The sequence below is a fragment of the Sandaracinaceae bacterium genome, assembly GCA_020633055.1.
In the GTDB taxonomy this organism is placed as follows: domain Bacteria; phylum Myxococcota_A; class Polyangia; order Polyangiales; family Houyiibacteriaceae; genus JADJJE01.
The window spans coordinates 842961-868890 of record JACKEJ010000006.1; the positions used below are offsets into that span (position 1 = coordinate 842961).

Genomic DNA, 25930 nt, shown 5'->3' on the forward strand with positions numbered 1-25930 from the left:
CGCGGCGTCCAGGCGCGAAGGGCTACACGACGGCGCCGAACCACGTGCCCAGCAGCGACGTGAGCCCCATGGCCAGCGCGCCTCCGACGACGACGCGCGCAATGGCCCTGGGGATGGGTGCGCCTCCCAGCCAAGCGCTGACGGCGCCCAACGCCCCGAGGGTCACGAGCGCGGAGGCCAGCGTCACGGCGGCGCGCGCGTCTCCAGGGGTCAGCGCCATGACGGCGAGGGGCAGCGCGGCGCCCAGCGCGAACGACAGCGCGGAGACCAGCGCCGCGCGGGCGGGGCGGGCGAGGTCGTCTGGATCCAGCCCCAGCTCCTCGCGCGCGTGCACGCGCAGTGGGTCGCCGTGCTCGGTCAGCGCCTGGGCGACGCGGGCTGCGAGCGCGCGGTCGAGACCCATGTTGGCGTAGATCTCCGTCAGCTCCACCAGCTCGTGCTCCGGCTGCTCGTGGAGCTCGCGCCGCTCCCGCGCGAGGTCCGCCTGCTCCACGTCGCGTTGCGAGCTGACCGACACGTACTCCCCCGCGGCCATGGAGAGTGCGCCGCCGACGAGACCCGCGAGGCCCGCGGTCAGCACCGCCTCGGGGCTCGCGTTGGAGGCGGCGACCCCCAGCACGAGGCTGGCCGTGGACACGATACCGTCGTTGGCCCCGAGCACCGCGGCCCGGAGCCAGCTGGCCCGCTCCGCGCGATGCGTCTCACGGTGTGGCTTCATGCGCGAGTGGTAGCAGGTTCGGTGCCTGCGTCCCGGCGCTCGGCGCGCTCAGAACCCGACGGGCGCTACCGGCGTCGAACGGTGCAGTGTGTCGCCAGCACCAAGCTGACCGTACTCGTTGTAGCCCCAGCACAGCACGCGGCCTGCGCTCGTGAGCGCGCACGAGTGCGTGAACCCCGAGGAGATGGCCACCACATCGCCGAGGCCACTGACCTGAACAGGCGTGCCTGGGGCGGTCGGCAGGGTGCCCCCGCTCCCCAGCTGGCCGTAGTAGGGGCTGCCCCAGCAATGCACGCCTCCGCCGTCGTCGATGGCGCAGGTGTGCGCGCCAGCGGCCGCCACGTACACGGGAGCGAAGTCCAGCGTGAGCGTCTGGGGCTCGGTCAGGGCCGCCTCCCCGGCGTTCGCGGTGCCCGCCTGACCCATGCTGTTGTTGCCCCAGCACCGAACGGTCGTGTTGCCTGCGAGCACGCACGTGTGGCTGCCGCCTGCGCTCACCTGTGTGGCGTTGGTCAGGCCCACCGCCGACTGCGGCGCGTATTGGTCCGCCTTCTGCCACCACGCGCCTGCGTCCACCGACTCTCCTCCGTTGACGCCGTCGCCTGCCTGCGCGTGGATCTCACGGCCCACGCAGCGCACCTGCCCGTCGGCGAAGCGCCCGCAGGTGTGCATGCCCCCGGGCGACAGCTCCACCGCCGCCTCGAGTCCACGAATGGGCGCGGCGTAGCCCACGTCGATCCCCGGGTAGTCGTTCACAGAGCTGGGACCCACCCAGTCGGGCGCGTCCGCTCCGGGGAAGTGCTGCCCGCGCACGGGGCGCTCCAGCCAGCCCCAGCACACGCCGCCTGTGTTTCCGCGGTCCGCGCACGTCACGCTGTGCCCCGCCTCGATGCGCGTTGCGCCCGTGAGCCGTGAGCCGTCCTGCAAGAGCACGTACTCGGGCTCGGTGAAGAGGGAGCGCTCGTCTTCCACGACACCCTGCCAGGCCGTCGAGTCCCAGCGGCCCGGGGTCGCCGCGGCGGGCGGCGTGGTACCGCTCTTGAGCACGCCGTTGCCCATCTGACCGTTGAAGCCCGCGCCCCAGCACTGGACCTCGCCCGTGCTCAGGAGGGCGCACGAGTGCAGGTAGCCCGCCGCGACGGCGGTCGCCGGCCCCGCGAGGGGGACGGCCGTGCTCGGCGCGTCCACGCCATCGACCACCTCGCCCACCCGCGGCGCGAAGTCTCCGTCTCCGAGCTGTCCCCAGTCACGCGCGCCCCAGCAGCGGACGCTGCCGTCTTCCAGCACTGCGCAGGTATGCAGGCCGCCAGCGGCGACCGCTACGGCGCGTAGCGAACCCTGGGGCGCCAGCGCTGGGCCCGGCTGCGCGAGCCCCAGGATGGCATCCTGATCGTTGTAGTAGTCGTACAGGATCTTGTCGCGGGCCTCGTCCGTCTCGAGCGTGCTGGAGCGGTAGTAGCCGCAGCTCACGGAGCGCGGCACGGGGCGGTGCATGCCCTGGTAGTGGCCGCCGCTGGGGCCCTCGCGGTAGTCCAGCTCAGGGCTGAGCGCGCTGCGTACCGGGTGGCCCCAGCCGCCCCCGGCGCTCTGCGAGCGCGCGCCAGGGCAGTCGAGCACGTGCGCGACGTCTGCCAGCACCGCGTCACGCGCTTCGCGCGCGGCACATGCCTCGCCGTCTTCGTTGCGCTGGTAGGGATCGAGGCCGATGCGCGCGCGATAGGCGTTGATGCGCGCGACGCAGTGTCGCCCGACGGTGGCGGACCCGGCGCCGGGGTACTCGTCGCGGTAGGGGACGTGAAGGATCACGTTGCCCTCTGCATCTACGGTCATCACGTCGTCGGTGTCGCCCGGCGGCCGCGTCGTGAGCACCTCGCGGCGTCCCTCGCAGCCGCTCGCCGCGGTCAGTGCGCTCCATGCCGCGCACACGACGGCCACGTAGCGCCATGAAGGGGTGAGGCCGCTGGCGCGTGGTGGGGAGGAGCTCTCGGAGCCCCGAGGGGGCACGGCGATCTTCGGCTGTGTCATACGCACTGGGTAGTTCGACGGCGCCCATTCGGCTCACGCGTCTCGCGATGGCGTTCGGTCAGAAGCGCAGCCCGAGCCCGAGCGCCAGCTCGCCGCCCACGCCGTAGGTGGAGACCACGCGCATGGTCTCATCGACGGCAGACGCTGCGCGCAGCCCCGCGATGCCCCCGACGCGCAGCGACAGACGCAGCGGACCGACGTCGATCCACGCGCGCGCGACCAGCACGGCCTCCACGCTCACGTCCTGGTACGCCGCCTCGAGCGCGCCGAAGTCGGCCGATGGAATGAAGCGCATGCGGAAGAGGCCGAGCCCACCCTCGAGGGCACACCCGATGCGCGCGTCGCGGGGGGTGAGCGCGTAGACCGCGCCCACCTGGGCTCCGCGCCGCGTGGACCGTGCGCTGCCCGTGGGCGCGTCCTCGCGGGCGCCCGACAGGAGCTGCGCCCGGGCAAAGAAGCCCAGACGATGGCTCGCCCAGGCTTGGGCGCCGACCTCCGGGCCGAGCGCGGTCAGGTGCCGGAAGCGCAGGCCAACGACGGACGCGTGCAGCTCGACGGTCCACGGTTCTGGGGGCGGAGGTGGGGGCGGAGGCGGCGGTCCCATGGTCTCCGCCAGGGCCGTGAGCACCGCGTCGGGCGCGGGCATCGCGAGCGGCGGCGCATCCAGGATGGCCAGCTCGGCCCAGCTCGCACGCAGCAGCTCGTCGGCGGCGACGGCCACAGCCAGCGGGCGAGCGTCGCTCGGCATCTGGGTGAGGTCCAGCTCGCGCTCCACGCGCTTGTCGGTGATGTGGTCGCCCAGCCGAATCGTCGCCACCACCCGTCCGTCCGCGTGGCGGGCGACTCCCAGGAACACGTGCGCGATGACGGTGCGCTCGGAGGTCTCCGCCACGCACAGGTCGACGGCCCGCGCTTGCAGCTCTGCCGTGAGGTGGTCGCGCAGCGCGTCGGCGATGACCTGGTCGGGGGGCAACACGTCGGCCGACATCAATACCAGGGGCCGATCCGACGCGGGGCAGGGGCTCTGTGCGCGCGCCAGCGTGGGGGCGAAGGACAGGCCCACACCCCACGCGAGGAGGGTCAGGGCGACGCGCATCAGGGGCGGTCCCCGCTGGACGCGCCGCACTGCGCGCTCACGCGCTGGCGGTGGACGCTCGTCGCGTAGGTGGCGAGGAAGCGCGTCCGAGCAGCGCGGCAGCGAGCGGCGTCGCCCAACTGCGAGAGCGCCTCCACGCGCGCCGCGGCGGCGTCCTCGGCGAAGAAGCCGCCTCCACCACCTCCCAGCGCCTGGTCCAGGGCTTGGAGCGCGCCCTGCGCGTCGCCCAGCTGGTATAGCCGGAGGCGCCCCAGCTCGAAGGCCGCCAGGGGCGCACGAGGGTCCGTGGGGTGCTCGCGCCCGAAGGCGGCGTAGGCGCGTGCTGCCTCGGCGGGGCGATGCGCGAGGCGCTCCCGCAAGGCCTCCTCGAAGAGCTGCGTCGCGCCATCGGACTCCGCGCTCCCCTCCTCCGTTGCGTTGCGCGGACGTGCGGGCTCGCGTGTCGGCCGACCGGGCCGAGGCCCTTCGCCACGCTCGATGTCGGCGCGCGCGCGGAACGTCCGTGAGGTCGCTTCTCGGCTCGCATGTTCGGTCGGCGAGTCGGCGCTCTGCCCTTCTTCCATGACGGGCTCGCTCGAAGCGGCGCGGTGGGTTCGGGTCCAAGTCTCGCCTGCTCCCAGCGTGGCGTTGGCGCCGTCGTGTCGCACTTCGACGCGGCCCCGCGTGACCCCGACCGTCAGCGTCGGCCCTTCACGCCCAGGGATGTCGAGGCCGACGTGGAAGCGCGTCGCGCCGGGCGACGGCTCGGCGCCCATGGCCGCGCTCGCGACCTCCGCGCTTGCGACTTCGACGACGACCTGCGAGCGCCCGCCCGTCGCGCAGGACACGCCGCCCCGTTCGAGGCGCACGCGCAGCGCGTCGCGGGAGACGGCGAGCGTCCGCAGCTGCGTACGAGGGCCGAGCGTGAGCGTCGAGCCGTCGTCGAAGTGGAGCACGCGCCCCACCTCCGCCGTCGCGACCCACTCCCCCTGAGCCGTGGTGGCCACCAGCGCCGGCGCAGGGCCAGGCGACGTGGGCGTCGCGCGGCTCCACCAGACAGCACAGGCGGCAGCGCACGTGCCTGCGAGACCCAGCACCAGCGTGAGCGAGGGCCGGAGCCGCCACCGCCACCGCGTCGCGGGCTCATGGCCGCGCGCGCTGCCTTGCCCGCTCGCATCCAGCTGCGCCGAGACCGCGTGCCACATGCGCTCGACCCGCGCCTCCGAGAGCTCGGGCTCGACGTGTGCAGCGGGGTGTCGGTTGGGCGCATGTTTCATCGCGGGTCCTCCAGCGCAGCGGCGAGTCGTGTCTCGGCGCGGGCCAGGTGGCGTTTGACGGTCGCCAACGACTTGCCAGTGCACGCCGCGATCTCTGGCAGCGTCATCTCCTCCACCCGCCGCAGGACCAGCACGACGCGCTCATCCGTGCGGAGCTGGTCGAGCAGGCCGTAGATGGCGCGCAGCTCGACGACCACGTCCGGCGGAGCCTTCGGTGAGATGAGCTCGTCCGGCGCGATCGCCCGCGTACGTAGCATCCCGAGCCGAGCCAGCAGTCGACGCCGTCGCAGGTTCGCCACGGCCACCCCCACGACGATGCGCATCAGCCAAGGCCGGAACGCTTGCGGGTCCCGCAGCTGGTCGATGGTGGACAAGGCCTTCGTGAAGCTCTCCTGGACGATGTCTTCCAGGTCCTGGTCGCGACCCATGAGCCGGTACGCTGTCCCGTAGGCGGCGCGCACGTGGCGGCGGAAGAGCTGTGCGCTCGCCCCCGAGTCCCCGTCCTGGGCGGCCAGCACCAGCTGGGCGTCCGTCTCGCGGTCGGGGAGTCTCAGGACCTCGGTCGTCACCGTTCGTTGCTCCGCTGCGCTCATGTGTGGCCTGTCGGAGCGCTTGTAGGTTCTACCGCGGAAAGCGGCTCACGAATTCGTCCGCGACGTCCACGGCCGGCCCCGTGCGGGGACCATACGGTCAGGGGCGACGCGTGGGGCTGTGCTGGTAGGTGGCGAAGTTGGCCACCTCCGTGGTGCCGTCCACGATCGCCTGCATGGCGGGGTTCGACGAGTGGCGCACGTGCACCTCCCCGAACGCGATCAGGTACGTTGCCGTCGCCTCCACGCTGGCGTCGAGGTCCAGCGTGTCGCATGTCAGCGTGCCGGTGAACGACTCGTGACAGCCACCTTGGAACTGGATCCAGGTCACGTCTGCCAGCGCGGCGCGCTCGAACATCGGCATGCCACCGTCGCCGTCGTTGGTGCCAGTCATGAAGAGCACGGGCATCTCCACGGTCGCGTAGCCCGCCGCAGAGGCGCGGTTGGTGCGCAGGTCGCCTGCGAACGGGGCGATGGCGATGATGCGCTCGTCTGGCCGGTACAACGCGAAGGCGTCCAGCTGGCCTTGGGTGCAGCCCGCGCAGTCCGCCGCGATGGCGTCCATGTCGAGCGTGACCCCGCTGCTGAGCCAGGCGGTGCGTCCCCCGTAGCTGTGGCCGGTGAGGTAGACCTCGTCCGTGCGCACCAGTCCGTGCAGCGGGTGCTCCGGGGGGAGGTTCTCCATGTAGTCGATCACCGCTTGAACGTCGTACGCCCGCACGATTTCGTACTCGCCCGGACGTGGATCGTAGTTCTCGAGGAGGGTGCTCCCGATGTGGTCCGCAGCGACGACGATCCACCCGTTGTTCACGAACTGCCGCGCCAGGCGGTGCGCCGATCCGCCCCAGGCGCGGTCACCGTGGGAGTACACCATCAGCGGCGCTGGGCGCCGCGGGGCCGCCACGCTGGCATTCAGGAAGCTGAGGCCATCACGCTGGATGGGGTTGAAGCGCGTCGTGGTTCCGCTGGTGTCGAGGGTCGGATACCAGATGGTCAGTGGGAGGGTGCGCTCCTCCCCCGTCCCAGGGACCGTGTACGTCGTGCTCTCCTGGAGCGCGCCCGCCGTCGCCATCAGATCGATGATGGGGGGCGCCGTGCCGGTGACTGAGTCGTCGTCGCAGGCCCCGGCGGCGAGCGCGAGCGCGCCGCAGAGACCGAGGAGCGGCAGGGAGACGCGAGGGGTAGGGCGCGAGGTCGTCGGGTTGCTGTGGTCCATGGGATCTTCGTCGGCGTTGTGTCGCATTTGCGGCGGCTCAGTGGGCGAGCACCCAGCGGTCGATGAGCACCCCTTCAGGCGGCGCGCGCATCGGTTCGTCGGGGCTCCCCTCGCCTTCGCCGGCAGGGATCCAACCCCCCGGGATGTTGCCGAAGACCCGTCGCGGGGGCTGGTGTGGCTGCCTCCGTGGGTCGTCCTCGAGGTTCACGCCAGGGTGCAGCGCCAGGGCCTCGAGCCCCATCGGTCCGACGCCCGACGACGAGTGGCAGCTGAGGCAGAAGGCGTTGTCCGACGAGTCCGGACGAGGGACGCCCGCGCGTAGCGGGCCCTCGGGGAAGATGATGGTGTTGCGCAGCGACTCGGCCCCTGCTGGGATGTTGGCCAACGTGGCCGCGTTGTCGGCGCTGTAGTCGTGGAAGCACGCGTAGCGCCCGCCGGCCTCGCGGCCCACGCCTTGGGCGACCTCGGCGTGCGCCCACTCCGGATAGATGGCCGCCGTGCTCGCGAGCGCGTCGCCGCTGAGCGCGACGAGCGTCCCGCCAGCGTGGTTGCACGCGATCTCGAGGTCCACGTCGTGGGCCAGCACCTTGAAGTCGTCCACCCAGCCGCGGACACCCGCGTCGGCGTCGCCAGCGAGGCGGTCCGGCCCACGCCCGAGCGCGAGCGTGCCTTCTGGCAGCAGGAAGAACGGGCGCCCGGAGTCGAAGCGGTCGAAGGGGAAGCCGTCCACCAGCAGCGTCAGCTCACGGTTGCGGTCACGGACGTTCCAGCCGAGGTGGACCCAGCCCGCCGAGCTCTCGGGGAGGGTCACCGCGTGCATGACGCGCTCGTCGCGGACGTACTGCAGCGTGTCCCGGTCGACCAGGCGCACCGAGCTACCGTCGGGGAAGGAGAGCAGCGAGCGCGTGGCCCCGTCCGCGCTGCGCACGTCCACGAAGAGTCCGATGTACCAGTCGCTCTCGAGGGGTTCGGCTTGGGCGGGCACTTCGTAGGCGATGCGGTTGGTCCCATCGAGCCAGAAGCCACGCCCGTAGAACCCCCCGAGCGCCACGGGTTCGGTTCGGCCCGTCCCGGCCTCCACGAGACCGTAGGGCGGCACCTGGAAGCCGAGCGACGTGGCGGCGTTCTGGATGTGGACGTCCTCGTCCACCGCGTGGTCCAGGCGATACGAGCGCTGGTTGCTGATCCCCAGGTTGACGCCGATGTCGCGGTGCTGGCCGTTCCAGTGCACGGGCACCCCCGTGGAGAACCCGCGATAGTCCAGCAGCTGGGTGACGCTGGCCTGCATGTTCGACACGATGAAGGCCCGCGGGTCGAGGAAGTCGTCGAACACCACCTCGTCGGTGGCCACGCCGCTGCTCATGACCCACACCACGTCACGTGGCGTGACGGGCCGCGCGGCGGGGTGGTGATTGAGCATGTTCTGGAGCGAGTCCAGGATGTTCTCGTTGCCTGGGTAGCCTGGCGCGCTGGTCCCGAGGCCGCGCCCGGCGCCGAAGCGCACCGCCACGGGGTCCCCCTGCTCGTCCTCGTAGAGATCCACGAGGTAGTGAGCGTCGGGTCGCGAACCCACGGACCAGTCCACGTTGTTGATGCGTGCGTCCAGGTGCACCAGCTTGCCGTGTGTCCAGAGGCCCGCCACGAGGAAGCCGCGGTCGAAGTCCATCGCGTACGTGAACTGCTCACATCCCTCCACCACACAGCGCCGTGGGAAGTCCTCCTCGGACTGCTCCGTGATGTAGCCGGGCACGCCGGTCATGAACATGTTCGACCCCTCGCGGTCCACCCAAGGGTAGCTGCCGCCCATGTCCTCGCCGTCGCCGATCAGGCGCCCCTCGGTGTCGCGGAAAGGGTACGCGGCCAGGCCGTAGTGGCGCATGTTCGGGTCGAATGGGGCGTGGCTCATCGGGTGAAAGTCGGTCCATGCGGTGATGTCGCAGGGGTCTGCGCCGCTGGGCAGCACCGAGTACATGAGGTCGTAGCTGCGGAGCAGCTCCTCTCCCGTGTTGGGGTTCGTCCAGTAGCGCGCCGCACCGCCGACCCGGCCCGTCAGGAGCCGACCGTCATTGGTCACGGCGACCTCTGCGAACTCGGGCGAGAGGGAGATCTCGACACCCTGGACGGACGCGCCCAGCTCGACGCGCACGATGTTCGCGTCCCGGGTCTTCGGAGAGGCCACCTCGACGGTGACCGGCGTGCCCCACATGCGCACCGCGCGGAAGGACTGCGAGATGGAGCTGATGACCGTGATGTCGTAGCAGTCGTTGGCGAGGTCTGCGCCACACGCATAGGGGTTGGGCTGCTCGCCGTCCACGGGGAACTCCTGGGTCGGGTCGCAGATGGCGTGGTGTCCGACGCGTAGCAGGTTCGGTTCGGCCGCGGGTGGGAGGACGACCTGCACGGGGGTCGTGTCCGCCAGCAAGTGCGCGCCCGCCGGGCTCGTCAGGATGGGTTCGTCCAGTGACTCGGGCCGGAACAGGTAGAAGGAGAGCGTCGAGGGTCCTCCTTGCACGCGCAGCGCGACGCGCCCGTCCATGGTGGTGCGTAGTCCGGGGACGAACGGGTTGTTCCACTGGTTGTCGTCGTCGACCATCGACACGTCCCGCAGGATGGCTGGCGGCTGCGCCTTGCCGGCGTAGGCGACGGGGGCGGGGCCTCCGAGGGGGGTGCCCGCGGGAGAGGAGCAGCTCGCGAGCGCGACCAGTAGAACGAGCGAACGCGACCGAGCGCGAGGTCGGAGGAGGGGGGGGACGGTCATCACGCAGGCAGTGTACAGATGTTACGGCTATCGTCGACCGGGGGTGCACGTCGTCATGGGAGCGGGGCTTGCCGAAGGTCGCGTGGGGACGAGGGTTGCGCTATGAGGTCCCGACCATGAGCACGCTGCGTTCCGTCAAGGGCATGAATGACATCCTTCCCGCTGAGGTCTCGGCCTTCCGGCACCTGGAGGAGACCTTCCGTGCGGTGGCGGCGGCGCATGGCTACGGGGAGGTACGCACTCCGTTGCTCGAGCCGACAGCGCTCTTCGTGCGCTCCATCGGCGACACGACGGACATCGTCGAGAAGGAGATGTACACCTTCGAAGACCAAGGTGAGAAGCAGCTCTCCCTGCGCCCCGAAGGAACTGCGTCGGCCGTGCGCGCGTTCGTGCAGCACTCGGTCCACGCGCAGAGCCCCATCACCAAGTGGTTCTACATCGGGCCGATGTACCGACGCGAACGTCCGGCCAAGGGCCGCTTGCGGCAGTTCCATCAGATGGGCCTCGAGGTGTATGGCGACCCGGGTCCGTTCGTCGACGCCGAGATGATCGACATGGCCGTGTCCTTCCTGGCAGCGGTCGGTATCACGGACGTGGAGGTGCGCGTGAACTCCCTCGGGAGCGGGGCGAGCCGGGCGGCGTATCGCGAGGCGCTGCTCGCCTATCTCGAGCCGCGGCGCGCGGAGCTGTGCGCGGACTGTCAGCGGCGCATGGAGCGCAACCCGCTGCGGGTCCTGGACTGCAAGGTGCCGGCGTGTGCCGCCATCGCGGCGCTCGCGCCTTCTCTGTTGGATCACCTCGACGACGCAGACCGCGAGCACTTCGACGGCTTGAAGGCAGCGCTCGACGCGCTGGGGACGCCCTACGTCGTGGACGCGTCCGTGGTGCGCGGGCTCGACTACTACACACGCACGATCTTCGAGGTGCGTGGGTTGGGTGGAGATCTCGGCGCGCAGAACACGCTCTTGGGCGGAGGCCGGTACGACGGCATGGTCAAGAGCATGGGCGGCCCGGACGTGCCCGCCTTGGGTCTCGGCATGGGCGTTGAGCGCCTGCTCCTGGCGATGCCAGAGAAGCCGAGCGCGCCCGCCCCGGATGCGTTCATCGTCGCGCTTCGTCCAGAGCAGCGCACGGCTGCGCTCCTGCTCGGCAAGCAGCTGCGCGCGGCGGGGCTGCGCGTCGAGAACGACCTGCGCGGTCAGTCGCTCAAGAGCCAGATGCGCCGTTCGGATTCGCTGGGCTCGCGCTTCGCGCTGGTGCTGGGTGAGAGCGAGGTCGCGGCGGGGACCGTGCAGGTCAAGGACCTGCGCGCCTCCACCCAGACCGAGCTACCCGCGGGCGAGGTCGCCGCAGCGATCAAGGCGGCGCTTCAGTAGGGGCACCCCGAGACAGCCTCTCCAGTTCGGCGAGCCGACCAAATCGGGGATATTCGGCGCTCCCGAGACCGCCTCTTCCAGCCGCAGTACCCCAGCGCACCCCGCCGGAGTCGCGACAGCTCAAGAACCCGCCGTGCGCAGCTGCGCCGCCTGCTCTTCGTACTTGGACGGGCAGCGCGGGATGATCTGGTCCGCCAGGAAGGTGCCGTGCTCGTCGACGCGCCCCTCGACGACGACCTGGATGTCGTAGTCGTCGCGGAAGGTGTCGGGCACCACGCAGCGGGGGAACTGGACGGGCATCTCGTGGCCGTCGCGCTCGATGGTGAAGCGCCACTCGCAGGGAGACTCGCGGAACTGGATGGAGCCGTGGCGCAGATCGCCCTCCACGCGGATGCGGCGATCGCCCTGCGCGTGGGCGAGGGCCTCACCCACCGTCACCGAGTAGGTGGCCACCTCGGACGCTTGTCCGAAGGCGAGCACCAGCATGGCCGCGCCCAGCAGCGCGAACACCGCGATGATCTTCGGGCCGGATCCGAGGCCGCCCGAGCTCTCGCGCGCAGCGTGTGCGGGGGCGCCGGCCTCGATCGGGAGATCGCCGACGGACGAGTCGGCTGGTTCGAGGCTGGGCGTGTCAGTGGGGGCGCTCATCTCACCGGAGTATGGGGGCGTCTTCCCTCGCGTGCCAGGGTTGGCGCGTGGCTCGTGGCCCCTGCGCTCGTGTCCGCGCTGGCCGCGGAGGGGCTGATGTAGGCACCCCACACGACGAGCACCAACCCTGGAGGGCTGGCGCAGCCCTCCAGCTCAGGGCGCTGAAACGACGAACGCCGACCCAGGGGCCGGCGTTGCATCATGGTTCCGCGCGAACGCGGGGCTTGCTCAGATCTTGTCCTGAAGCATGTACGCGATGACGAGCGCGTAGATGACGAGCGACTCGATGAGCGCGAGGCCGAGGATCATCGGCGTGAAGAGCTTGTCGGACGCGTTGGGGTTACGCGCGATGCCCTCGAGCGCAGCCGCAGCGGCCTTGCCCTGGCCGAGCGCGCCACCGAACGCGGCGACGCCGATGGCGCCACCCGCGGCGAACGCCAGGGAGGACTTGTCCACGCCGCCGGCGGCGTCCTGCGCGAACGCGGTGGCCGTGACGAAGAGGGGGGTGAGCAGGGAAACGAGTCGAAGTGCCGTCTTCTTCATTGGAGTGCCTCCTAGGCTTTCTCTCGAGGTTTTTGGCGGCGCTCCGGCCACCCAGGGTTAATCGAGGGGAGAGAAAGCAGAATCTGTGGGTTTGGGGTTGGGAGAGGGATCAGTGGTCGTGCGCGATGGCCATGGAGATGTAGACCGTGGACAACAAGCAGAAGACCATGGTCTGAACCACCACGACGATGCAGCCGAGGAAGTAGAGGGGAAGCGGAAGGGGGATGAACCACGGCGCCAGCGTCAGGAAGATGGCGAGCACCAAGTGGTCAGCCGTCATGTTCGCCATGAGGCGAACGGCCAGGGTGATGGGGCGCGCGATGTGGCTGATGAGCTCGATGGGGAGCATCAGTGGCGCCAGGGGCAGGAAGGGCCCGAGGAAGTGCTTGAAGTACCCGAGGCCGTTCTCCTTCACGCCGAAGATGTGCGTGGCGAAGAAGATCACCAGCGCCATGGACATGGTGGTGTTGAGGTTCGACGTGGGGGGCTGGAAGCCGGGCAGGAGGCCGAACGCGTTCGAGAAGAAGATCATGAACGCGCAGGTGCCGATGAGCGGCAGGAAGAACTTGGCGGCCTTCTTGCCCATCATGTCGACGAGCGTGCCGTAGACCTGGCCCGCGAAGCCCTCGATCAGGGTGCGCAGGGAGAAGTGCCCGTCCGGCAGGATGGCAGCCTGGGTGTCGGCCACCTTCGAGCGCACCAGCAGGCCGACCACGGCCAGCACCACGATGAGGAAGATCCAGTGCAGGATGTGCTGGATGCCCACGTCGCCGTGCGCGATCCACGTCGCGCCGTGACTGTGCCGGGCGTCACTCAGCCAGTGCGCGTATCCGGGAAGCAAGCTGAACCACGATTCACCGTGAGGCATCGCTCAGAACTCCTCGCCGGGGGCCTCGGCCGCAGGGTCTGCGGACGCCGCCTCGGCGCTGAAGAGGATGGAGGCCGTCAGGATGCCCAGGACGAGGGCACCGAAGCCGATCATGAAGCCCAGCGGATCGACGTGGAGGCGACGGATCGCGATGAACGCGACGACCCCGGTCAATCCGAGCTTCAGGCAAAGAAGAAGGGTGATCCCGCCGCGCTGCTCGACGCGGGCCTCGACCAGCTTGGCGAGGCTCACGCGCAGCAGGAACCAGTTGGCCACCGCGACCGCCGAGCCGACCAGGGCGCCGATGCCCGTGGGGACGCCGATGGCCGCGAACGACAGCAGCACGAGCACGGCAGCGAAGCCGAGCGTCGTGTGGGTGGTCGTGCGGAGGAGGGCGTTCATGGGGAGCTAGGGGCGCTTCGGCGAAGAGGGGCGGGAGGTAGGCGGGGGGGTGGCGGGAGACTCGGAGGAGTCTTTGGAAGAGCCGGGCTTGGAGAGTGTGGGGTCGTCCCCCGGGTCGGTCACTGCCAGCTGCTGTTTTACTTTGCGAGCGACCCTGTAGAGGCTTCGGAAGGCGGCGGCAAGACCTGCGAGGAGCCCGATGATCTCGAACACTCGGCCGGTGGCGAACGTGTCGTCCAACCAGCGGCCCCCGACCAGTCCCACGATGACCGACACCGCCATCTCGATACCGATGGTGGAGACGTCACCGAGGGCCTTCAGCTGCTTCCGGCCTTCTGGACCCAGAAACATCGAGGGCACTTCGCACCGTTCCTTTCAAAGCTGCGCTGGCACGGGACCCCGTGCGAACGCGGCCGGCATCTAGCACGCACCCTAGGGGGGGTCAAGGCTGGTCGGCACCTCGCAGGAACGCTGCAATACACCTGATTCGTGGGGGCTTCTGGGTTGACCGGGTGCCCGCCGCGAGGACACGCTGCGCGCCATGACCGACGCCACCTCCAAGGCCCTGTTCGCCGCCGCTCAGCAACGCATCCCCGGGGGGGTCAACTCCCCTGTCCGCGCGTTCCGTGCGGTGGGCGGTGAGCCCGTGTTCGTCCAGCGCGCCAACGGCCCCTTCCTTTATGGCGCGGACGGAACGGCGTACGTGGACTACGTGGGCTCCTGGGGACCCATGATCCTGGGCCACGCCCAGCCCGACGTGGTCACGGCCATCCAGGAGGCTGCGACCCTCGGATGCAGCTACGGGGCCCCGACTGCCGGGGAGACGGACATGGCCGAGGCCATCGCCGACGCGTTCCCGTCGATGGAGATGACGCGGCTCGTGTCGAGCGGGACGGAGGCCACGATGGGGGCCCTGCGCGTGGCTCGCGGGTTCACGGGGCGCGATCTCGTCGTGAAGTGCGTGGGCGGGTATCACGGCGGCGCGGACTACCTCCTCGTCAAGGCCGGGAGCGGCTTGGCGACGTTGGGGGAGCCCGACAGCGGTGGCGTCCCCGCGTCGATCGCCGCCACGACCAGGCTCGTGGAGTACAACGACGTGGACGGGCTGCGCGCCCTGTTCGCCGCCGAGGGAGCGCAGATCGCGGCCGTCATCATCGAGCCCGTGGCGGGCAACATGGGCTGCGTGCCCCCGGATCCCGAGTGGCTCGCGGCGCTGCGCACCGAGACGCTGGAGCACGGGGCGCTCCTGATCTTCGACGAGGTCATGACGGGCTTCCGCGTGGCACGCGGTGGCGCCCAGGCTCTGTACGGCATCACGCCGGACCTGACGTGCCTGGGCAAGATCGTCGGGGGCGGCCTCCCCGTGGGCGCCTACGGCGGGCGGCGTGAGATCATGTCGAAGATCGCCCCGCTCGGCCCCGTGTATCAGGCGGGCACGCTCAGCGGGAACCCGCTGGCCGTGGCGGCGGGGCTCACCACGTTGGGGCTGCTGCGCGAACCGGGGCTATACGAGGGCCTCGAGGCAGCTTCCGCGTCCCTCGAAGCGGGTCTGGTGCAGGCGGCCGCCGACGCTGGCGTGGTCGCACGGGTGCAGCGCGTGGGCTCCATGCTGACCGTGTTCTTCACGGACGCGCCCGTGCGCGACTGGCCCAGCGCCGACCGCTGCGACCGACGCGCGTTCGGGGCCTTCCACGCCAGCCTCTTGGCTCACGGCGTCTACTGGCCCCCGAGCCAGTTCGAGGCCGCGTTCGTGTCCACGGCGCACGATGCGGAGGTGCTCGCGACCACGCTCCGCGCGGCGCAGCAGGCGTTCAAGGCGGTGCGCGCGCAAAGCGCCTCGGAATGAGGTAGCCTCGCGCGATGTCCTCCGAGCAAGACGTCCCCCCGCTCGCCCGCCGCTGTGAACGCCTCGCGGACGATCTCCTCGTCATCGCCAGCCAGACGCCCGCCCTCGACGCGCCAGCGCAGGTCGTCGCGCTCTACGGCAAGCTCCGCGAAGCCGTCGCCGAGCGCACCGGAGAAGCCCCGCTCTTCGCGGTGCCGCGCTTCGCCGCGGGCGGTGGTGGGACGTACGGGGAGCTCGCGCTCTTCGCGGGTCAACTCGCGGCTGTGTCCATCACCCACGCACCCGGCTGACGGCCTCCATCTCCGCTCTCCTCCCGCGGGTCCCGGCGCGCCCCGAATAATCCAGCGTTCCAGCGGTTGAAGGGGCCGATGGCGGCGTGCTAGTACCGCCGCCCGCTGTTCTTTCGCTCGCACTTCCTTCGTTTCCCCAGGGTGGTCCCTCATGAGCATCGACGTCCGCGCCATCAACGACATGGTCCAGCGCGAGAGCGCCTTCATCGACCCACTCCTGCACGAGGTGAAGAAGGTCATCGTAGGACAAGAGGAGATGGTGCAGCGCGTGCTCATCGGGCTCCTCACGGGCGGTCACGTGCTGCTCGAGGGCGTGCCTGGCTTGGCCAAGACCCTGACCGTCAACACCATCTGCAAGACCGTCGCGGCCGAGTTCTCGCGCATCCAGTTCACGCCGGACCTGCTCCCCGCCGACGTGGTGGGCACGGTGCTCTACAACCAGCAGAGCGGCGACTTCACGGCCAAGCAGGGGCCCATCTTCGCCAACCTGGTGCTGGCCGACGAGATCAACCGCGCCCCGGCCAAGGTGCAGAGCGCGCTGCTCGAGGCCATGCAGGAGAAGCAGGTCACCATCGGCGACACCACGTACAAGCTGCCGGAGCCGTTCATGGTGATGGCCACGCAGAACCCGGTGGAGCAGGAGGGCACGTACCCGCTCGCCGAGGCGCAGGTGGACCGCTTCATGATGCACGTGCGTGTCGGTTACCCCACCGCGGAGCAGGAGCGCACCATCATGGAGCGCATCGCCCAGCACACGCTGGAGGGGCCCAAGGAGGGCGACGGAAGACCCAATACGATGGACGTCCAGCGGGTCGCATCGACCGAGCAGCTGATCGAGGCGCGGCGCTGCATCGGGCACGTCTACATGGACGACAAGATCAAGGACTACATCATCTCCGTGGTGCAGGCGACCCGCAACCCGGCCGGAGCCGGGCTCAAGGACATGCGAGACATGATCGCCCACGGCGGCAGCCCGCGCGCCAGCATCTGGCTCAACATCGCGGCGCGTGCGCACGCGTTCGTGAGCCACCGCGGCTACGTGACCCCCGAGGACATCAAGGCCATCGGGCCCGACGTGCTCCGGCACCGCATCATCCGCACCTACGAGGCCGAGGCCGAGGAGATCAGCAGCGACGACATCGTCCGGCGCATCTTCGAGGCGGTGGAGGTCCCCTGAGATGATCTCGCGCGAGCTCGTCAAGAAGCTCCGGAAGATCGAGATCCACACCGCGCGCCTGGCCAACGATCAGCTCGCGGGGAGCTACCACTCCGTCTTCAAGGGCCGCGGCATGGCCTTCAGCGAGGTGCGCCAGTACCAGCCGGGCGACGACGTGCGCTTCATCGACTGGAACGTCAGCGCCCGCATGAACGACGCCTACGTGAAGATGTTCACGGAAGAGCGCGAGATGACGGTCATGCTCTTGGTCGATCTCTCGGCCTCCGAGAAGTTCGGCAGCGTCGGCAAGCCCAAGATCGAGACCGTGGCCGAGATCGCGGCGCTCTTGGCCTTCAGCGCCATCAAGAACAACGACCGCGTGGGGCTCATCCTGTTCACCGACCGCGTGGAGCGCTTCGTGCCGCCCAAGAAGGGGCGCGGGCACGTGATGCGCGTGGTGACGGAGATCCTCAACGCCTCCCCCGCGGGCACCGGCACCGACCTCGCTTCCGCGCTGGACATGCTCGGAGGCCTGCGCAAGCGCCGCTCGGTAGCGTTCTTGCTGAGCGACTTCATCGCGGACGACTACGAGAAGCAGCTGCGGGTCGCGGCCAAGCGCCACGACCTGATCCCCGTGCAGGTGGTGGACCCGCGTGAAGAGAACCTCCCGGACGTGGGGCTCGCGCTGGTGGAAGACCTCGAGAGCGGTGAGCTGGTCGAGGTGGACACGGGCGACCCGCGCGTGCGGCAGGCCTTCGCGCACGAGGTGCTGCGGCAGCGCGCGCTGCGGGAGCGGCTGTTCCGCAAGCTGCGTGTGGACCACCTGACGGTGCACACGGACGAGGACTACGTGCGGCCCATCGCCGAGTTCTTTCGCTTTCGGCAGAAGCGCATGATGGGGTTCCGGTGACCAGGTCGCGGGGCCGGTACGAGGGTCTTTGGCAAGGGGCCGCTCAGGCGGTGCTCTGGGTGCCGTTGGCGCTGCTGGTCGTGGGGCCCGCGACCCGGCTGGCCGCGCAGCCCGCGCCTGTGCCCGCGCCCACGCCCATCGCACCGCCCCCCGTGGCCGAGCCCGCGACGTCGCGTCCCGCGGCTGCACCCCCGCGGCCTCCGGCAACGCCGCCCGGGTCCCCTGCCACGCCCGTACCGACCCCCGACGCGCCGACCGTCGCGCCTCCCGCCGCAGACGTCGCTCCTGCGCCCGTCGCGCCCGTCGCGCCCGTGGCGCCCGTGGCGCCCGTCGCTGCCGCAGATGCTGGGGTCCCCAGCGCGGGCGACGCTGGGGTGGCGGAGTCCGACGCGGGGGTCGCGCGTCCGACGCCGCCGCCGCTCCCAGCCGAGCACCAGCCGCGCATCGAGATCTCGGTGGAACCGCGTGACGGCCTGCACACCGGGGACATGACGACCGTGCGTCTCTCCGTGCACGCTGCCCCGGGGGACGACATCACGCTCCCCGAAGAACAGCACTTCGGGGAGCGCACCAGCGCGGTCACGCCCGATCCCATCGAGCTGGTCGACAGCCGTGTGCGCGTCGAGACGCGCACGGATCAAGGGCGCGACTTCCACTTCGAGCTGGACCTGCTCCTGCTCGAACCCGGGGAGCACGATGTCGGCCCGCTGCGGGTGCGCGTGCTCACCGCGTCCGGGCAGGTGGGCGTCGTGGAGGCGGACGCGCAGCACCTGTCGGTGGCCTCCGTACTGGGCAACGAGCCCGACGCCGAGCCCTTTCCGCCCAGCGACCCGGTGAGCGTGATGGAGGAGGACGACCGCCCGTACTGGGTGATGGGTGCGCTGGGCGTCCTCCTGGTCGGGTTGTTGCTCGGCTATCTCTTGCGCCGCTATCTCCAGAAGCGCGCCCAGGCGCCCAAGCCCGCACCGCCGCCGCTGCCGCCCTGGGACATCGCCGCGGGCGAGCTCTCGTGGTTGGCGCAGACGCGGCGTCAGCACATCGAAGAGGGCCGCTGGGATGCGTGGGTCGACAAGCTGAGCGACGTGCTCCGCGGCTACCTCGGCGCGCGCTACGAGTTCGATGGCCTCGAGTGCACCACGCACGAGCTGGTGGCGCACCTCCAGGCGCGCAAGACCGACCCTTCGCTGGTCAAGCGCGTCACCGAGCTGATGGACGCGTGCGACCTGGTGAAGTTCGCGAACTCGCCCGCGGGCGACGAAGAGACCGACAAGATGCTGGCGTCTGCCCTGGTGATGGTGCGCGAGACGCGCCCCGTCGTCGGAGGCGTTGCGCTGCCGCCCATGCCGACGGAGCCCACGGCCATTCCCATCCCCGACACGCGCGTCGGACCATCGCGTGTCAAGCGCGCGCCGACGCCGGACGAAGACCCGAACGCCCGCTGGATGCCGCGTGATCCCGAGGATGAGGCCCCCGCCACGGAGGACACGCACGCCGCGCCCGATGGGGACGAAGCGCCGCTCGACGCGGCACACCGGCTGGCTGCCCGCGAGGCGACGTCGCCCCAGCCCGTCTCGGCCGACTCGATGGTCACCGACGAGGCAGCAGGCGCGGCGGGGACTTCGTCTTCCGAGCCCGCGAGCGCGCTCGGTGGCGTGCCCGGCGCAGACGACGAGATCCTCCCCGCGCCTCGGCCTTACACCGCCAAGGTCATCCCGCCGACCCACGTGGGGGACCAAGGGCGAACGCGCATGGAGCCCTTCCCGCTGGGGGCGCGCGTCGGACTCACGGCGGGTCCCTCACACGAGGGCGGCTCACCCGACGCCCGCGGAGATGTCGCCTCGGCCGAGCTCGGCGCGGGTGACGGCAGTCCCACGGACACCGCGTTCTCGTCGTCTTCCACGTCTTCTCCGACCCGTAGCGTCCACGCCCACGAGTCCGTGCCGACGCTGCCCGGCTTCGCGGATGACGACGAAGCCGCGGCGCTGGCGCAGAAGGCCCGCGCCGCTCGTGAGGCGGCGAAGGCTGCCGCGGAAGCCGCTGCAGCTGCCGAAGAAGCGGCGGCGGCGGCAGCCGCGCGCGCGGCCGCACGGGCAGCACCGTCACCGTGGGTCGCGTCCGAACCCACGGCGTCATCGGACCCCTCTGCAGACGCGATGGACTCGGAAGCGGCCAGCGACTCGGGGTCAGACGAACCTTCGTCGGGAGGCGCGTCGTGATCGCGTGGGTCCGTCGCTCCATGGCCGCTCTCTACATCCTCTTCTTGGGGGTGCCCGCGCTGTGGGTGTCCGCCTACCTCGTGGAGGGTGTGTACGGCGTGCCGCTGCGCGCCGACAGCTTCCGCTTCGAACGCCCGTGGGCCGGTCTGTTGCTCATCGCGGCGCCGCTGGTGTGGCTCGCCCGAGTGTGGTTGCTGAAGACGGCCGCCCCGCGCTTGCTGGTCAGCCGCGGCAAGACGCTCGCGCAAGTGCGCCCGGGCTATCGCGTGTGGGTCAAGCACCTGCCGCTCGGGTTGCGTGTCACCGCGCTCTGGCTGTTCGGCATCGCGCTGATGGGCCCGCAGAGCATCCACGCCCGTGACCGTACCGAGGTAGACGGCATCGACATCGTGCTCGTGATGGACATGTCCCTGTCGATGCAGGCTGCCGACATCCGTCCGAACCGCTTCGAGGCGACCAAGATCGTCGTGCAGGACTTCGTGCGTCGACGCCCGAACGACCGCATCGGCGCCGTGGTCTTCGGTCGCGACGCCTTCACGCTCATGCCGCTCACGACCGACAAGGAGGCCCTCCAGACCGTCATCTCGGAGCTCCAGCTGGAGCTCATCGAGGGACGCGGCACCGCCATCGGGAACGCCATCGGGACGGCCCTGAACCGCCTGCGCCCGAGCCGCGCGCGCAGCAAGGTCGTCATCCTGTTGACCGACGGTGACAGCAACGCAGGCAACGTCTCTCCAGAGCAGGCGGCGGAGCTGGCTGCGACGATGCAGGTGAAGGTCTTCACGGTGTTGATGGGGGTGAGCGACGACGCGCCGGTCGCGCAGGGAGTGGATCTCACGCGGCGCACCATCTTCGGTATGCAGAACCAGCCGGTGAACCCCGAGCTGCTGCAGCGCATCGCGGCCCGCACGGGCGGGCAGCACTACTCGGTCGCCGATCGGGGCGCCCTGGAGCGGACCTTCCACAGCATCCTCGACCAGCTCGAGCGTAGCGAGATCGAAGACCTCGGTCAGGTGTATGGCGAGCTCTACCCCGCGTTCGTGTGGCCCGGCCTCTTGCTGCTCCTCTTGGAGGCCGTGTTCGGGGCGCTCGTCCTGCGGAGGTGGCCATGACGTGGCACTCGCCCGTGGTCCTCTGGTTCGTCCTGGCCGTGCTGGTCGTGGCGGGTGTGCTGCTCGCGGGGTGGCGCCTGCGCGAACGGGCCACGCGCCGCTTTGGCGAGCCCACCGCGTTGCAGAGCCTGCGTGTCGGGCGGTCGGGGCCCCTACGCGCCGCGCGGGGCGTGCTGTTGGTGTTGGGCCTGTTGTTGGTGGTGGCCGCCCTCGCGGGGCCCCAGTACGGTAGCCGCACGCGCGTGCTGCGGCAGCGCGGGATCGATGTCGTGGTGGCGCTCGACTTCAGCAAGAGCATGCTGGCTCGCGACGTCAGCCCGAACCGCAGCGAGCGCGCGAAGGTGGAGCTCACCCGCTTCATCGAGGGCCTGGGCGGCGACCGCGTGGGCGTGGTGGCCTTCGCGGGAGAGACGATGCAGTTCCCGCTGACGACCGACTACGCGGCGGTGCAGCTGTTCTTGCGCGACCTGACGCCCCTCGACATGCCCGTTGGGGGCACGGCCATCGGGCGCGCGCTGGTAGCCGCCGGGCGCTTGCTGGAGCGCAGCAGTCGCACTCCAGAGGGCGTGACCGACGCCGAGTGGGCCGACACGCGCCCAGCGCGCGTCGTGGTCCTCATGACCGACGGGGAGGATCACGAGGGAGACCCCGTCCAGGCCGCGCGCGACCTCGCCGCCGAAGGCGTGAAAGTCTTCGTGGTGGGCATCGGGTCGCGCACCGGAGAGCCCATCCCCACCTACAGCGAAGATGGTACGTGGACGGGCTACATGCGCGATCGCGACGGAAACGTCGTGACCACCGCGCTCACGGCGGAGAACGAAGTACAGCTGCAGGCCATCGCCGAGGCCACCGGCGGGCGCTACCTACGCGCAGAGGACGGCGGAGTCGGCGTCGATCAGGTCGCGCGAGAGATTCGCACGTTGCAGCAGGGGGAGCGCGAGTCACGACGCGTGACAGTCCACGAGAACCGCTATGCGTTGGCGCTCTTGCCAGGCTTCTTGCTGCTCGTGCTCGAGGGCCTCTTGCCAGAAGCGTGGCTGCTGCGTCGGCGCCGACGGCTGGCGCGAACCAGCGATGAGCGGGAGGCTGGTCGGGCATGAAGGCGCTGGTCTCGCTCACACTCGTCTTCTTGGCCTCCCTGTTCGGCGGGTGGGACCCGTTCCACCGACCCAACCCGAACGTCGAGGAAGGCAACGCCCGCGTCACCGCCGAGAACTACGACGGTGCGCTCGAGGCGTACGATCGCGCGGCGCGTGAGCTCCCGTCGGCTCCAGGGGTGCACCTGGACCGCGGCATCGCCTTCCTGCACAAGGGCGACCGCGAGCGTGCGCGCGAGGCCCTCCTGCTGGCCATCGGGCCGGAGACGCCGCCGGATCTCGTCGCGGACATCCGCTACGACCTGGGCCTCTCCTACTTCCAAGACGGAGAGGCGGCAGCCGCGGAGGACGACCACCAGACGGCACAGACCGCCTTTCGCAACGCCGTCGACGAGTATCGTCGCTCGCTGCGCGCCCGGCCGTCGGACCACAACACGGCGTGGAACCTGGAGATCGCGCTGCGCCGGTTGAACGAAGAGCGCGAGGAGCAGGAGCGCGAAGAGCAGGAGCAGCAGGACCAGGACCAGCAGGACCAGGACCAGCAGGATCAGCAAGACCAGGACGAGCAGGATCAGCAAGACCAGGAGCAGCAGGACCAGGACCAGCAAGACCAGGACCAGCAAGACCAGGACCAGCAGGACCAGGACCAGAACCAGCAGGACTCGCAGGACCAACAGCAGCAGGACGGGCAGGACGGGCAGGACGAGCCCAGCCAGCCCGAACAGGGGCAGGAGCCGGAGAGCTCCTCCGGCGACGAGCAGAACGACCCGCGTGACAGCCAGGATCAGGCCGACGGTCAGCAGCTGCCCAACCAAGCGCAGCGCGTGTTGGATGCCCTCCAGGACGGCGAAGAGAGCCTCGAGCAGTATCGCGCGGCGCAGCGCGGACAGCGTGAGAACCGGCGCGTGGAGCAGGACTGGTGACGACCCCCATCCCACACGCGCACCCGAGGCTACGCGGCTCGGACTCGACCCTCGGCTCGCGCGTCGCGATCACGCGCTCATGCCGGCCGGGCGTGTGCGTGAGTGGGTCGGGCCGCTTCGCTCGCGGGCCGCTCGCTCGGGTGCAGCGTGTCGTGCTCCTCGCCGTCGTGCTGCTCGGCTCGTTCCCGCTGGACGCGCTCGTCGCCGTCGCCCATGCCCAGCACGTGACCGTCGTGACCACCACGAGCTCGCCGCAGGTCACCGTAGGCACGGACTTCTCGCTCGAAGTGCGGGCGGATTGCGACAGCTGCCAGGTGCAGAATCTCGAGCTGCCCGCGCTGGTGGAGTTCGACATCGTGAACCGCAGCCTCATGCGGCCCACCTCGGTTCAGATGGGGCCCAACGGCACGCGCGTGCAGGAGTCGGTCATCCACCGACTGCGCTTGCGTCCACGGCAACCCGGGCGCGTCCGCATCGAGCCTGCAGTGGCGGTAGTCGCTGGTCAGCGCCATGCGGGAAACGCGGTCGATCTCCAGGTGCTCCCCGCCGCTGGTGGGCAGGTCGGCCCGGCGCCGCCGCCGCCCGTGCCCGCGCCTCCTCCGATGAACGGGGTGCTCGACGGGGCAAACGTCGACTCGGTCGCGTTTCTGCGCACGGTGGCGGACCCCGTCGACCCCGTCGTGGGCCAGCAGGTCACTGTCACGCTTCTGTTCTACACGCGCGTCGCAGCGCGCAACCTCCAGCCCGAGCGAGAGATCGCGACCGACGGCTTCTGGGTCCACGACCTGATCGGACCCAACGCGCCCCCACCGCAGTCCCGTCGCGAGGTCGTGCAGGGGGTTCCCTACGACGTGCACGTGGTGCGTCACTTCGCGGCGTTTCCTCTGGAGTCCGGAGACCTCGTGCTCGGTTCGCCGCGCATGGCGATCCAGACGGGGGGCGGCTTCATGTTCGGCTCACGCCCCGAGCAGCTGGTGCGCGAGGGGGTGCCGGTGACGGTGCACGTGCGGCCCTTGCCCGCGCCCGCCCCGCGCGGCGCCGTGGTGGGTCGCTACACCATTCGAACACAGCTCGACCGCACCACCATCCGCACGGGCGACGCGGTGACGCTGACGGCGTTCGTCGAGGGCGAAGGCAATCTCCGTGATGTGAGCCTGACGCTGCCTGACCTGCCTGGGTTGCGCGTCCACCCGCCGCGGCGAGAAGACGACATCAGGGCGCAGGGCGTACGCGTCGGAGGCACGACGCGCATGGAGTGGCTGTTGGTCGCGGAGCAACCCGGGACGTACACCATCCCCCCCCTCACGCAGGTGGTGTTCGACCCGTTCGCAGAGCGCTACGACACGGTGCGGTCGGAGCCGCTCACGCTCACCGTCGCGGGTGCCCCGGTCGTCGCTCCCGCGCCAGCACCGGCGACGACGAGCACCGCTCCCGAAGAGCCCCCCGTGGTCGACGCCAGCACGATCGGCGAGATCCGTACGCGCAGCGAGCTGTTGCGCGCGCGGTCCCCACTGAGCAGCTCGTGGGCCTACTGGCTGGGGCTGCTGGCCATGCCGCTCGCGCTGGCTCTCGGCTGGGGTGTGCTCGCGCAGCGCGCCCGGCGTCGCGCACACGACCAGCGCGCCGACCGGCAGGCGGCGGCGCTGGTGCGCGAGAAGCTCGAGACGGCGAAGCGTGCCTTGAAGACGGCGGACGCGGGCGCGTTCTATCCTGCGGTCGCGGCCGCGCTCCGAGCGGCGCTGGAGGGACGGCTGGGCGAGTCGGTGGGCAGCCTGACGCACGCGCAGCTCGGCGAACGCCTGGAACAACGCGGCATGAGCGCCGAGCTGCGTGAGCGCTTGGTGGAAGAGCTCGAGGCCTGCGACTTCGCGCGCTTCAGCGCCGAGGCGGGCAGCGACGAAGAGCTCGAGCGTTGTCTCTCGCGTGTGCGCGCCATGGTGCAGCGCCTGGAGCGCTTCACACCTGCCGTCGCGAGTGGGGAGGGCCGCGCATGACGGGGACAGGGCTCTTGCGCCGCGTCGCGCTGATGCTGCTGGTGGTCGTGGCAGTCGCAGGACGTCCGTGGTCCCCCGTTCGTGCGCAGGACGCGGCGACCGAGTCCAGCATGCGCGCGACGGGGGCGACGGACCAGAGTCGCGCCGAGGCGGACACGGTACACGCTCTGTTCCGACGGGCGAACGAACTGGCGTTTGCAGAGAACTACGCGGGCGCGCTCGAAGTCTACGGCGCCCTCACGGACGTCGGCATCGTGGATCCAGACGTCGAGCAGAACATCGCGGTCTGCTACGCCCGCACTGGGCGCCTGGCGCGCGCCATCTTCCACTTCGAGCGCGCTCTGTTGCTACGCCCCGGAGACGAGGGGATCGAGCGGGGCCTGGCCGCCGTCGAGGATGCCCTGGCCAGGGCCCGCGCCGAGGCGGAGGGGGAGGCGGAGCTCGCTACGGACAAGCACTTCGTGCGCGCGATGGTCCGCTCCGTGAGCGAGCAGGCGCTCGCCATCGCGCTGCTGTCGACGGTGGCGCTGCTGTGTCTCGCGCTCGTCGCGCGGCGTCGGGCGCAAGACGAGGTGCCGCGCGTGGCCGCGGGTGTGGCTTCGCTGTTTGCGCTCGTGCTCTGCGTCGTGGCGGCGGTCGGACTCGTCGTGAAGCAGGGGTGGCTGCGTGATGGCGTGCCGGCCGTCGTGCTCGAGGACGAAGTGCCGCTCCACCAGTCCCCTGACGCTCGCAGTCCCGTTTTGGACGCGCCAGCGCGGGCTGGTGAACGCGGCGTCGTCCTCGACGAGTATGAGGGGTTCGTGCGTTTGCGACTTGGCGCGCGGCAAGGATGGGCCCGCACGGCGGATGTCGGACAGCTACGCTGACATTCTGTGATTTTTGTGTAGGAC

The 25930-nt window shown here is 70.5% G+C and carries 23 protein-coding genes; 11 read left to right on the forward strand and 12 right to left on the reverse strand.

Annotation, left to right across the window (positions count from 1 at the left end):
* Positions 1-22: 22 nt before the first annotated feature.
* The 7 genes from H6726_12940 to H6726_12970 form a co-directional block, all read right to left on the reverse strand.
* Complete coding sequence (locus H6726_12940; protein ID MCB9658547.1) at positions 23-718, reverse strand: VIT family protein; 696 nt, start codon at positions 716-718, stop codon at positions 23-25.
* Positions 719-766: 48 nt separating this feature from the next.
* Positions 767-2743: a hypothetical protein gene (locus H6726_12945; protein MCB9658548.1), complete on the reverse strand. Its 1977-nt coding sequence runs from the start codon at positions 2741-2743 to the stop codon at positions 767-769.
* Between the two features lie 58 nt (positions 2744-2801).
* Complete coding sequence (locus H6726_12950) at positions 2802-3839, reverse strand: hypothetical protein (protein MCB9658549.1); 1038 nt, start codon at positions 3837-3839, stop codon at positions 2802-2804.
* Positions 3839-5095, reverse strand: a complete 1257-nt coding sequence (locus H6726_12955; protein ID MCB9658550.1) for a FecR domain-containing protein — start codon at positions 5093-5095, stop codon at positions 3839-3841. Before H6726_12955 ends, H6726_12950 begins: the two co-directional genes overlap by 1 nt.
* A complete protein-coding gene (locus H6726_12960) occupies positions 5092-5664 on the reverse strand; it encodes an RNA polymerase sigma factor (GenBank protein ID MCB9658551.1) in 573 nt (190 codons plus the stop codon). The genes H6726_12955 and H6726_12960 overlap by 4 nt, the downstream gene beginning before the upstream one ends.
* A gap of 121 nt (positions 5665-5785) precedes the next feature.
* Positions 5786-6928 carry a hypothetical protein gene (locus tag H6726_12965; GenBank protein ID MCB9658552.1) on the reverse strand — a complete coding sequence of 381 codons (1143 nt, stop codon included), beginning with the start codon at positions 6926-6928 and terminating at the stop codon, positions 5786-5788.
* A gap of 10 nt (positions 6929-6938) precedes the next feature.
* Positions 6939-9659 (reverse strand): hypothetical protein, encoded by a 2721-nt coding sequence (locus H6726_12970; protein MCB9658553.1) that lies wholly within the window; start codon positions 9657-9659, stop codon positions 6939-6941.
* Positions 9660-9775: 116 nt separating this feature from the next.
* Here H6726_12970 and H6726_12975 point away from each other — a divergent pair, with 116 nt between their 5' ends.
* Complete coding sequence (locus H6726_12975; GenBank protein ID MCB9658554.1) at positions 9776-11035, forward strand: histidine--tRNA ligase; 1260 nt, start codon at positions 9776-9778, stop codon at positions 11033-11035.
* Positions 11036-11155: 120 nt separating this feature from the next.
* Here the strand turns inward: H6726_12975 and H6726_12980 are convergent, their stop codons facing one another.
* The 5 genes from H6726_12980 to H6726_13000 form a co-directional block, all read right to left on the reverse strand.
* Positions 11156-11683: a cytochrome c maturation protein CcmE gene (locus H6726_12980; GenBank protein ID MCB9658555.1), complete on the reverse strand. Its 528-nt coding sequence runs from the start codon at positions 11681-11683 to the stop codon at positions 11156-11158.
* Between the two features lie 228 nt (positions 11684-11911).
* Positions 11912-12226: an ATP synthase F0 subunit C gene (gene atpE, locus H6726_12985; protein MCB9658556.1), complete on the reverse strand. Its 315-nt coding sequence runs from the start codon at positions 12224-12226 to the stop codon at positions 11912-11914.
* Between the two features lie 109 nt (positions 12227-12335).
* Entirely contained in the window at positions 12336-13094 is a 759-nt protein-coding gene (atpB, locus tag H6726_12990; GenBank protein MCB9658557.1) for a F0F1 ATP synthase subunit A, read from the reverse strand.
* Between the two features lie 3 nt (positions 13095-13097).
* The gene (locus tag H6726_12995; GenBank protein ID MCB9658558.1) at positions 13098-13496 is read right to left on the reverse strand and encodes an ATP synthase subunit I; all 399 of its coding nucleotides are present in this window, start codon (positions 13494-13496) and stop codon (positions 13098-13100) included.
* Positions 13497-13502: 6 nt separating this feature from the next.
* Positions 13503-13847, reverse strand: a complete 345-nt coding sequence (locus H6726_13000; GenBank protein ID MCB9658559.1) for an AtpZ/AtpI family protein — start codon at positions 13845-13847, stop codon at positions 13503-13505.
* A 190-nt stretch (positions 13848-14037) separates the two neighbouring features.
* On the opposite strand from H6726_13000, the gene hemL reads away from it, so the two are divergent.
* From hemL to H6726_13050, 10 genes are all read left to right on the forward strand, one after another.
* Positions 14038-15342: a glutamate-1-semialdehyde 2,1-aminomutase gene (gene hemL / locus H6726_13005; GenBank protein ID MCB9658560.1), complete on the forward strand. Its 1305-nt coding sequence runs from the start codon at positions 14038-14040 to the stop codon at positions 15340-15342.
* A 14-nt stretch (positions 15343-15356) separates the two neighbouring features.
* The gene (locus H6726_13010) at positions 15357-15632 is read left to right on the forward strand and encodes a hypothetical protein (GenBank protein ID MCB9658561.1); all 276 of its coding nucleotides are present in this window, start codon (positions 15357-15359) and stop codon (positions 15630-15632) included.
* Between the two features lie 151 nt (positions 15633-15783).
* Positions 15784-16809 carry a MoxR family ATPase gene (locus H6726_13015; protein MCB9658562.1) on the forward strand — a complete coding sequence of 342 codons (1026 nt, stop codon included), beginning with the start codon at positions 15784-15786 and terminating at the stop codon, positions 16807-16809.
* Between the two features lies 1 nt (position 16810).
* On the forward strand, positions 16811-17698 hold the full coding sequence (locus H6726_13020; protein MCB9658563.1) for a DUF58 domain-containing protein: 888 nt from the start codon (positions 16811-16813) through the stop codon (positions 17696-17698).
* Between the two features lie 50 nt (positions 17699-17748).
* On the forward strand, positions 17749-19914 hold the full coding sequence (locus H6726_13025; protein MCB9658564.1) for a hypothetical protein: 2166 nt from the start codon (positions 17749-17751) through the stop codon (positions 19912-19914).
* Positions 19911-21026 carry a VWA domain-containing protein gene (locus H6726_13030; protein ID MCB9658565.1) on the forward strand — a complete coding sequence of 372 codons (1116 nt, stop codon included), beginning with the start codon at positions 19911-19913 and terminating at the stop codon, positions 21024-21026. The genes H6726_13025 and H6726_13030 overlap by 4 nt, the downstream gene beginning before the upstream one ends.
* Positions 21023-22126, forward strand: coding sequence for a VWA domain-containing protein (locus H6726_13035; GenBank protein ID MCB9658566.1), 1104 nt, complete (start codon positions 21023-21025; stop codon positions 22124-22126). Before H6726_13030 ends, H6726_13035 begins: the two co-directional genes overlap by 4 nt.
* Positions 22123-23046, forward strand: a complete 924-nt coding sequence (locus H6726_13040; protein MCB9658567.1) for a tetratricopeptide repeat protein — start codon at positions 22123-22125, stop codon at positions 23044-23046. Before H6726_13035 ends, H6726_13040 begins: the two co-directional genes overlap by 4 nt.
* Positions 23043-25040, forward strand: coding sequence for a protein BatD (locus H6726_13045; protein ID MCB9658568.1), 1998 nt, complete (start codon positions 23043-23045; stop codon positions 25038-25040). Before H6726_13040 ends, H6726_13045 begins: the two co-directional genes overlap by 4 nt.
* Positions 25037-25906 carry a tetratricopeptide repeat protein gene (locus tag H6726_13050; protein MCB9658569.1) on the forward strand — a complete coding sequence of 290 codons (870 nt, stop codon included), beginning with the start codon at positions 25037-25039 and terminating at the stop codon, positions 25904-25906. Before H6726_13045 ends, H6726_13050 begins: the two co-directional genes overlap by 4 nt.
* The last annotated feature ends 24 nt before the right edge of the window (positions 25907-25930 follow it).